Origin of the sequence: Chitinimonas sp. (genome assembly GCF_041904975.1) — a bacterium.
Classification (GTDB): Bacteria; Pseudomonadota; Gammaproteobacteria; order Burkholderiales; family Chitinimonadaceae; genus Chitinimonas.
The window spans coordinates 1-9,462 of the sequence record NZ_JAYRLZ010000167.1 but is presented as its reverse complement, the minus strand read 5'-3'; the positions used below and the strand labels follow the sequence as shown (position 1 = coordinate 9,462).

General features: G+C 57.1%; 7 protein-coding genes. 3 read left to right on the top strand and 4 right to left on the bottom strand.

The features are described from left to right. The first annotated feature begins 108 nt into the window (after positions 1-108). Positions 109-588, top strand: coding sequence for a DUF4411 family protein (locus ACE3OH_RS14835; RefSeq protein ID WP_374354460.1), 480 nt, complete (start codon positions 109-111; stop codon positions 586-588). A gap of 44 nt (positions 589-632) precedes the next feature. Here the strand turns inward: ACE3OH_RS14835 and ACE3OH_RS14830 are convergent, their stop codons facing one another. The 3 genes from ACE3OH_RS14830 to ACE3OH_RS14820 are packed head-to-tail and all read right to left on the bottom strand — an operon-like array spanning position 633 to position 4,953. Beyond that, a complete protein-coding gene (locus ACE3OH_RS14830) occupies positions 633-1,886 on the bottom strand; it encodes an ATP-binding protein (protein ID WP_374354455.1) in 1,254 nt (417 codons plus the stop codon). After that, the gene (locus tag ACE3OH_RS14825; RefSeq protein WP_374354451.1) at positions 1,883-4,057 is read right to left on the bottom strand and encodes a hypothetical protein; all 2,175 of its coding nucleotides are present in this window, start codon (positions 4,055-4,057) and stop codon (positions 1,883-1,885) included. The genes ACE3OH_RS14830 and ACE3OH_RS14825 overlap by 4 nt, the downstream gene beginning before the upstream one ends. Further along, a complete protein-coding gene (locus ACE3OH_RS14820) occupies positions 4,045-4,953 on the bottom strand; it encodes a TnsA endonuclease N-terminal domain-containing protein (RefSeq protein ID WP_374354448.1) in 909 nt (302 codons plus the stop codon). The genes ACE3OH_RS14825 and ACE3OH_RS14820 overlap by 13 nt, the downstream gene beginning before the upstream one ends. Positions 4,954-5,565: 612 nt before the next feature. Between ACE3OH_RS14820 and ACE3OH_RS14815 the strand changes: the two genes are divergently transcribed. Together ACE3OH_RS14815 and ACE3OH_RS14810 are read left to right on the top strand one after the other, a co-directional pair. Continuing rightward, entirely contained in the window at positions 5,566-6,771 is a 1,206-nt protein-coding gene (locus ACE3OH_RS14815) for a dsDNA nuclease domain-containing protein (RefSeq protein ID WP_374354445.1), read from the top strand. Continuing rightward, positions 6,768-8,492 carry a hypothetical protein gene (locus ACE3OH_RS14810; protein ID WP_374354442.1) on the top strand — a complete coding sequence of 575 codons (1,725 nt, stop codon included), beginning with the start codon at positions 6,768-6,770 and terminating at the stop codon, positions 8,490-8,492. The genes ACE3OH_RS14815 and ACE3OH_RS14810 overlap by 4 nt, the downstream gene beginning before the upstream one ends. Before the next feature lie 347 nt (positions 8,493-8,839). On the opposite strand, the gene ACE3OH_RS14805 is transcribed toward ACE3OH_RS14810, so the two are convergent. Further along, the coding region (locus tag ACE3OH_RS14805; protein ID WP_374354439.1) for an SIS domain-containing protein at positions 8,840-9,462 on the bottom strand (623 nt) is incomplete at its 5' end.

Below are 9,462 nucleotides of genomic sequence, written 5' to 3'. Positions count from 1 at the left end.
TCAAGACCGTACTCGATGCACTCAGCACGCGCCACATTACCCTGGCAAAAGCCAGTAGCTATCTGGACAACCTGACGATCAAAGACCTGCATAAGTTGGAGCAATACTATGCAGGAATTTGACGCCTCATCGATGATCTATGCATGGGATAACTACCCCGAGGCGCAGTTTCCCGGCTTATGGGCGTGGTTCGGCGAGCGCATAAACGCGGGCCTGATTCGGATGTCCGCGGTCGCTTTCGACGAGGTCGACCACAAAGTGCCGGAATGTTCTGCCTGGCTCCGTGATGCCAACCTTGAGCGGCTACCGGTGAGCGAAGCGATACTGCTTGAAGCATTCCGAATCAAGGGGCTGCTCGGAATCGTTGAGGATAGATTTGGCAGTGGCGTTGGAGAGAACGATCTGTTGATCATTGCTACGGCAAAAATTCATGGGCACGAGCTAGTCACTGACGAGAAATTTCAGGCAGCGCTTCCCAGGCAGATGGCGAACTACAAGATCCCGGCCGTCTGCGGCATGCCAACGGTTGGCGTTCCCTGGATCAATTTCATTGGTTACCTGAAGCGCTCGGAAGCCGTTTTCGGATAACGTTGGAAACCCCTCTCAGTGAAGAGGGGTCGCCGGAAGATGTGTTACAAGGCCCCCCATACCGGATCGTGAACAGCAAGCAAGTCTCGGTAATTGCTGAGCTTCTCGGGCGAGTTGGACAGCAACGCAGCGACCGCAGGTTGAACAGGTGCAAGCGGCCCCTCGGCCGCGTGGATAAAGTCCTCGAAGTTCAACCCAACTCCGCCCCGTTCGATTGCCATCTGGTGCGCATGTATCCAAAGCGCAATACAGAGCCGCGGCAAGCCACCCGAAAAGCGATGAATCAACTCAGCAAGGTCATTTGTCAGTGGAAGGTGCTCGTCAAACCATTGATATCGACACAATGTCGGTAACAGATGCTCGCGGAATTGCTTGTCATCTGGTGTCTCGAAGTGGCTCAACTTGATGAATCCGCCGGTACCCATACGCTGAGCCGTACTACACCGCGTTGAAAAAATCGGCATGCAGTCAGGCGTCCCCCCCAGAATGAGCGCAGACTGTGCCGTATTTGCAAGGGTCAGGATCAGCTTGAGCGCCTCATCATCTGCGATGCGCAATGCAATAGTCTCACCCTTGCGAACCTTCTTTTTCTGTTCAGCCAAGGTTTCCAGCTTGAACAAGTTGTTGATTTCGTCGAGGAAAATGGCTCCCACAAAATGGCAGGCGACCTTATTCAGCCAATGGTTCATCATGCTCATGGCCGGACGGGCTCTCGAAGTGAGATAGTCGCTGAAATAGTCTGCCCCCAATGCCTCGTCAGTTGCGCGCATCAACGCCTCAACAAGGTCTGACGCCTTGCCCGATGACGGTACTTCGATGCGCAACCACATCAACTGTTTCAGCGGCCCGATCAAATTGGGGAAGCGATCGTGGACTACCACTTGAGGGTATCGCGCTAGTGCACGATGGACCGCCATGGTCTTCCCTGATCCGGAGATGCCAATCACAGGCATGACCGACGGCACCAAGTCAGGTAGGCCAGTAACTTGCCGTTGGCTGTAGAGCCTGCGCCAGGTGGCCGGCTCGCGAGGATCGCGCTGGCGGTACCCGTCGCGCAGCATCAAGTCGAGCTTTTGAGCGAGCCGAATGGTTTGGCTGCTGGGAACATGCAACTGGCGGATGCCTATCACCTCATACATCCGCAAATGCGGTGGCAGGCTCTCGATGTTGCACGGCAGAGGCGGTGCTTGTGTGAGGTGGACGGCAATCTGGTCGTGAGTCCAATAGGGGCCGCAGGCTTCAATCAGCGGGTTACCATCGTGGCCCCGAGGGATTACTACTGGGTCGGCGAGTTTCATGGCTCACCGCCTTCCATAGCAGCCTGCAGCGCTTTCTGTATGGCATCCTCGAACACACGATCATATTCGTCCGCGCGCTCAACGGGCGGAGCGGCTTCAGCGCCGACCGAAGCGAGGGCATGTTGCTCGAATGCGCGAGCAGTTCGGGTTGGTAGAGATGGGCCATCGTAGATGGCCTCGGCCTCGCGGGTTTTGCGGGCGGCCTCGTTGATGAGTGCATCGCGCTTTGCCAGGTTCTGTAGGGACTTTTGCAGGCGGGCGTGCTCCCTATCCTGAACCTTCGATTTTTCGTAAGCGTATACGTCGAGCCATTCATCAAACGTGCTTGTCGGCGAGATCCGCGCTTGCGGGTGCAGCAACATCTCGTGCAGGTTGCCGCTCTGATCATCGGGAAGCCAGATGCGCGAGTTGCTGCCCGGAAAGTGGTGGACGGGCTTGTACATCACGCCAAAGTTGCGGGCGTGCGCGGTCCACTGCTGCTCATCGATGATGGAGGAATGGTATTGCAACTGCCCCAAATAGAGGCCGTTCTGGCGGACGACCGCGTGGTGCTCGGGCAGCAGCGTCGTGATCAGGCGATGCTGGGACAATTCTTTTTGGTAGCCAATGCCGATCTGATGGCCAAAATGCCAAAGGCCCGCCGGAGAAGGCACGACCCCTTTTGCCATCATTTCGGCATCGACACGGTCCCCGCGACTGGGGCATAGGTTGTAATCGTCAAAGACGTAATACAAGTGCTGAGCGTACTCCTGAAGGGTCATGACTGATTCCTTCACGTCAGTGCGTAGCTCAAGCTCTCTGCGCCGGGCATTAATGGCGCCAGGTACCCATGTGAATTGCTGGTCCTTCGTGATGCGGTTCAGCACTTCAACCGAGCCCTTGTAGTCTGGCCGGTAGCTAGCGTTGATTTCCCAACCGAATCCCAACGCGGCTGCCGTTTGCTCGGCTGGATCGCTTACATACTCGCCGCGGTCTGCGCGAAATTTGTAAGGCAGCGTTGGGTACGGCCATAACGTTGCCATAGGTACATAGCCCCACAAGCTCCCCAATAGCTGTGGATCACATGCTGCCGAGAAGACAGCCATGCTGGCGGTCGCCCATGATGGCCCTCGTAAACAGACGTAGAAACCCACAACCGCCGCTGACCAGATATCGACCACGATATAAACGATGGGGCGGCCGATGATCCAAGCGCGGTTCACCGAACTACGGAGATAGATATCGCCAATAGTCGAATCGATCGCATAGCAGTGGCCGGGGCCGGCGACGCCGTCGAACGACTTGCCATGCAGGGCCCGCATATTTCGATCAAAGTGGCCTACGGTCGTACTTCTACGCCGCCTCTCAAGCTTGGAGATTTCCGTTCGGATGATGTGTCTGACTTGCCAAATTGAGGCGCAATTATTCGCCTCCGGCAATACCGGCTTGCGCTCGCCATCCATGTCGACATAGTGGGTGACAAAGCATTGCTCGATGATGCGATCGTATACCTTCGCCAATGATCGTCCCGGCGCCATCCAGACCCGAGCAGCACAGACGATTCGCTGCCTCATCTCCGAGGTAATTACAAAGCCACTGCCCGGATCTTCGTCGCCTAGACGCTGCTTGACCGTCTTCCTGCCAACCTTCTTCCGGCCCTCCTGATGTGGGCGCATGATGCCAGGCGCGCCACAACGGTCGAAGCGCGGATGCAGTGAGCCCGCCTCAAAGCCGTGAATACAAAGGAGCACCCACAGCCGATATACCGTCGACCGGCTGCATTTGAATTCCGCTGCGACGGGTCTGACAAGGTTGCCAAGTCCCTTTGGATCAGAGAGCGCATGACACAACGCCGCATGGTCGAGAAACGGCTTCATCACCTGTTGGCGATGCTCGAACCGCTTGCGTTCTCGCTCATTCAATCTGTCACTGCTTTGCATGATCTTGGCTGGGGCCGATATGTTTACCGAACGAGCGCAACCGGATGCGCTCCACTCCTTGAGAACGGATCGGTGTACACCAGTAACGGAACCGACTGGCGCGGTTGGCCGACCCACGCAATCCGAGGAGCTTGGCCCGATATGCCCAAGAAAGACGATATCGTCGCCGGCCGGAAGGGCAACGACCCGATAGAGCCCTGAGAACTGTTCAACTTCAATCTGGAGCACCATGTTTTGCTTCAAGCCGTCCATGATGACCTCCTCGAAAAGATGGGGTTCTGAGCCCAGAAGGAGGGTTGATCAAAGAGGTGGATCGGGTCCTGGTGGAAATTGAACCGGTCCAGGCAAAGCGGGATGCGACCTGCCCATACAGATTGCCAAAAGACCTGCTGCGCTTCGGCCAGGCTAACGCCCAAGTGATCGATGATCAGCGTGAGGGCTCCTTGTAGCGTAAGCCGTTCCAGGGATGGTGCGAGCGCCGCGCTTTCCTCCAGACGCGCTTCCGGCTGCGGTGGCCACGCAATCGCCCACGGGAGTGCCTGGATGATTGTCCGGCGGATCGCTTGGCAGTGATCAGAGGGGACGAACAGCAGCCACTCGCCGCCCTGTTCCTCCCAGTAAGTCTTCTCGATCAGCAGAAGCTCTCGCTTTCGCCGCTCTTTGGCGTCTTCGCTACTTTTGACGCTGATCGCCAGGAGCGTCGGTAGCTGTGCTGGAGACATGAGCGTCAGAAGGAGGTCTGTCGAAAGCACCCAGTTCTCTTTATCGCCAAGCGCCCTGACGATCGGGTGCCGGATTTCGAGGTCAGAAGCTATCGAGCGCGTGCCGGGCGCGACTCGATTGAGGAGGGACACGTGATAGCCGGCCGCCTCCGGCCGATGCTCATCACGCGACAACGGAAACTGTTCCCGTGCATCGACGACATTGGGCAGCATCGTAGCGAACGCAAAAGGCACCAGCTCCTGGTCCGACAGCAGATGGTGATTTCGCGCGAACTTCCACTGGATTAGGTGCGAGCGCCCCCTACTTCCCGGATCAGCGCGTCGGATTTGATGCCACGGCGTATAAGACTCCCGGGTTCCGGTGCCGCGGCCATCGGCTATGGCCTTCCGAATCCAGGCTGGGTTGAAGCGTTTTCCTTTTCTCATGGTGATACCCTTTCGGCAGCGTCGGGACGAGCGAACCCGTTGCCCGCATCGCTGCGGTCAAAAAATCGACGAAAGGGGAGTTGACGCGCCGGACTGACGCGTTTAGATTTCAAGCAACGACGCAAGAAATCTCAGGGAACTCCCCCGAGGACAAAAAGCGCTACGGTTCATCAGACCGTGGCGTTTTTTGTTTATACGGTTGCGAATCAGGGACTCATGACGATAGCTCCTTGGTTGTGTTGTTGGCCTTGCGATGTGCGCCAAGCGCGCCACTAACGTGCAAGTTGTTGTTTTTCAAGTGTTCAATAAACGCAAAGGGGTTTACCGTAAACCCTTGATTATGTTGCATTTTCCCGCCTTTTTTGGCGGAAATTTAGAGTATTACTCAGCAGCCTTTGCATGGCAACGAAGCGGGGCCCTGGCCTGGCGTTCGTGAGGAGGAATGAGCAACCAAAGCTAATGTCTGTTACTGATTGACCGGCACCGAGGTCGCTCTCAAGCTCTATCAAACAGTGAACAGCAGGTATAGACTGGGCCGCTGCGGCGTCGGCGATTCAAGTTGACGCGTTGATCTTGCCAGCACAGAGCAGGACGGCACCCGAGGGAGGGGAAATGTCAGAGCGAACCCCGGGAAGGCGCGCGGAGGGTGGCATCCGGGATGATCTGGATGTCTTACTTCGGGATCGCCCTACCGATGAGAAGAACGGCGCCAACGCCAGCTTGGGCTTCACCTTCCAGCAGTGGTGGGCGGCGCTCTCCATCGCTGAGCTCCTTCGTAATGAAGATGACTTCGCCGTTGGCGTTGAGGTCAAGGAAGATGTCGCCATCCTCGACTCCGCCCAGACTCCCACTAAGGTGGAGTTCTGCCAGATCAAGAAGCATGAACGAGATGGCGTCTGGATTCTGAAGGACCTACACAAAAAAGGTACTAAGCGCCAGGATGGCACGCACGAACACTCCATCTTGGCGAAACTCTACGCTCGCCGGAAAGAGTTCGGCTCTTCTCGCGCCAGACTGAGGTTTGTCTCCAACCTCGGGGTCAAGCTACCTGATGAAGCCGGTGGAGCTTCACTCGCTACAAACGCTGACCTTTCTTCCCTGGCGACAGAGCAACAGTTGCCAATAAAGCAGGCAATCGCCACGCAGCTAGGCTGCTCCGACCAGGAAATCGATTTAGCCGGTATCTTAGTCCATAAGACCAACCTACCCTTGGGCGAGCCGGAGATATTTGTCGGCGGCAAGCTCGAACAGCTGTCATCAACTGGTCTCCTTCCGTTTCAGCTTAGCCACACCTCTGTGGCGGCACGGGTTTTGGCAAGCGAAGTGCAAAGCCGCGCATCCAGCACTACCTATGCGCGCAGCTTTGACGAGCTCAAGTTCCGCATCATCTCCAGGTCCCAGGCGCTGGACATCCTGGCCAAAGTCGCGGCGTCCAAGGCTCCGGTGAGCGAAGTGCTTGATGAAGCTACCGCTGAGCTTGACCGAGAGGGGCATCCATTCGTTGAGCGCAAAGACATAAAGGCCCAGCGTGTAAGGGTGTGTGCCGATGCGTCCGACCGTACCAACATGATTTTCAGAGGGATAGCAAATTCACTCCAGCAGGCCCGATTCCCAGTTGAGGCCGCCATCGGAGCGAGAGCGACCCTGGGTGAGCTGATGAACGAGGTTGTTGAACAAGCCAGGGCGTTAAGTCCGGCGGAATTCAGTGGCCTACCTTTGCCTTATATCCGCGCTGTAGCGCTATTGGTGCTTCACGATGCCATCGACTTCAACATACTCACTGCTCCGGCTAGTCCGGAATCTAAGGAAAAACAATGAACCAGCGCGTGACATACAAGACGCTCTGGCTCGTGTCCGCGAGAGACGGGAGCGCCAGAAAGCAGCTTTTCAGCCAGAAGACGCTACTGTTGGGACCGAACGGGACGGGTAAGTCCCGGATCATCAAGAACCTTTACTGGGTGTTCGGATGCAAGACGCGTAAGCGCGACGTTGGGATGTGGGATCCAGACACGGTTGCCGCCCTGGAGTTCACATGCGGTGACAAGAGCTACATGGTTGTCCGCGACGGCAAGCGTCTTGGCATGTTCGGCGCCAACGACCAGTTGTTATTCTCCGCTGAGAACATGAGTGCTTGGTCCAAGCACCTAGGGGCCTTTTTTGGGTTTGAACTCAAGCTAAAGCGCCCACAGACAACGACCTTTTCGCAAGCTGGTCCAGAGTACATGTTCATGCCGTTCTACTTGGACCAAGACGGTAGTTGGGGTGCCGGCTGGGAGACCTTCGAGCAGCTTACTCAGTTCTCGGATTGGAAGGGGGCTACCTTTGAATCCTTCATCGGAATGCGACCCAACGCTTACTTCCAAGCAAAGCATCTATCGCTTGAGATTGGTGAGCGTGCAAACGAACGACGTAAGGAGCTTGAAGCGCATCGGGCGGCGTTCAAGCGTGTGCAGGATGTCCTACCCAAGAATCTGCCGTCACTCAACTTCTCGGCGTTCCGCAGTGAATTAGCAGAAATTGGCCGCAAGGCGACCAAGCTCCAGCAAGAGCAAGTTCGCATTCGCGGGCAGTTGCTGGGGTTGGTCAACTCTCGAGAAAAGGTGCAGTCAGAACTGAAAGTAGCACTGGGCGCCTACAACGAGCTGAAGGGTGATTTTGCTTATCTGGCGGACCGTGCTGGTGAGGCCATTGAATGCCCCACATGCGGGATCGTGCACGAGAACTCCTTCCATGCTCGGATTCTCCTTTCCAATGACGCCGAGTCACTTGGCGGGCTCATTATGGAGCTTCGCAGCCAAACGGATGAACTCGGCAGTAAGGAGGCCAACATCCGTGCCAGCCTGCGGCAAGTAGAGCGCGGCATCGCAGAACTGGACTTGCTCCAGCAGGAGCGTAGAGCCAAGCTGAGGCTTGAGGAAGTGCTTGCATCCCAGAGCAAGAAGACGCTCGACACAGCCTTCCAGCGCGTGAGCGGAGAACTATCAGGGGTCTTGAAAAAGCTCGAGGAAGAGAAGGCCAAAGCAGACCACCAGGTCAAGAAGTTCGAGGATCCTGATCGACTTGCGGCAGTGCGACAGTATTTCTCCTCGCAGGTCTCAAGCTTGTCCAACTTGGTTGGTGTTCCTATTGACGAGCAAATCGGCGACCCCAAGCCTGGTGCACGTGCCCAATCCGGGGGCAGTTCGGCACCTCGCTCCATGCTGGCTGTCCACTTGGCCATGCTCGCGACTAACGCAGAGTGGGGCGACTCCCCACTATTCCCCTTCGTTGTCGACACCTTGCAGCAGTCCGGCCAGGACGACCCCAATCTTTCGAAGATGGTCGAAGTCCTTGGCAAGGCGGCAGGCTTGCACCACCAAGTCTTGCTAGCAGCGGAGCGCCTACCTGACAACGTACAGGTGGGCGATTTCGGCACGGAGAGGCTCGCCGAAAAGAGAGCCTGTCTCTCTAAGGCAGCGTTCGCAGAAGCAGTCGCGCGTCTTCAAGGACCTCTGGCGACACTGCGAGAGAGTCTAAAGCCGGCAGTTGAGGCCATTTGACGACAGGCTCCAGTCGTATCGGTCTCTGTGGGCCCACGCACAGAGCAGTCGCAAGAATTATCGTTGCGAGCTGCCACGCGTGGCTCCACGGATCGGATCAATAGGACTGCAGCTGTTTGCGTTTGCCCTTGGCAAATTGCGTTGCTTGGGCTGGCTGCACCGCCCCGTATAGGCGCTTTGCTTCTTTAAGTTATTTTGTCTCAGACTTTGTTGCCATCTCCCCCGGATTTAGTCCAAGAACATTTGGGTTCATCCAGTCCCAGACATTAATGCCGTGTCCCGGACTTTAATGCCCTGTCCCGGACTATTTTGCCAAAGAACACATCACCACGTCGCCAACGCCCCACCTACTCCACCGTCACACTCTTGGCCAGATTCCTCGGCTTATCCACATCCGTCCCTCGCGCCAGTGCTGTGTGGTAGGCCAGTAGTTGTACCGGGATGGCGTGGACTACCGGGCTCAACAGGCCGACGTGGCGTGGGGTGCGGATGACGTGGACGCCGTCGCTTTCGCCGAAGTGGCTATCGAGGTCGGCGAATACGAATAGCTCGCCGCCACGGGCGCGCACTTCCTGCATATTGGACTTCACTTTTTCCAACAGGCTGTCGTTCGGGGCGATCACCACTACTGGCATGGCTTCGTCCACCAGGGCGAGCGGGCCGTGTTTGAGTTCGCCGGCGGCGTAGGCTTCGGCGTGGATGTAGGTAATTTCCTTGAGCTTGAGCGCGCCTTCCATGGCGATCGGGTAGTGCAGGCCGCGCCCGAGGTAGAGCGCATGCTGCTTGGCGGCGAAGCGCTCGGCCCAGGGTTTGATTTGCGGCTCCAGATTCAGCGCGTGCTGCACGCTGCCGGGTAGCTGGCGCAGGGCGTCGAGGGCGGCTGCTTCGCCGGCTGCATCAAGCTTGTTGCCCAATTTGGCCAGGGTGGCAGCCAGGGTGAACAGGGCCACCAGCTGGGTGGTGAAGGCCT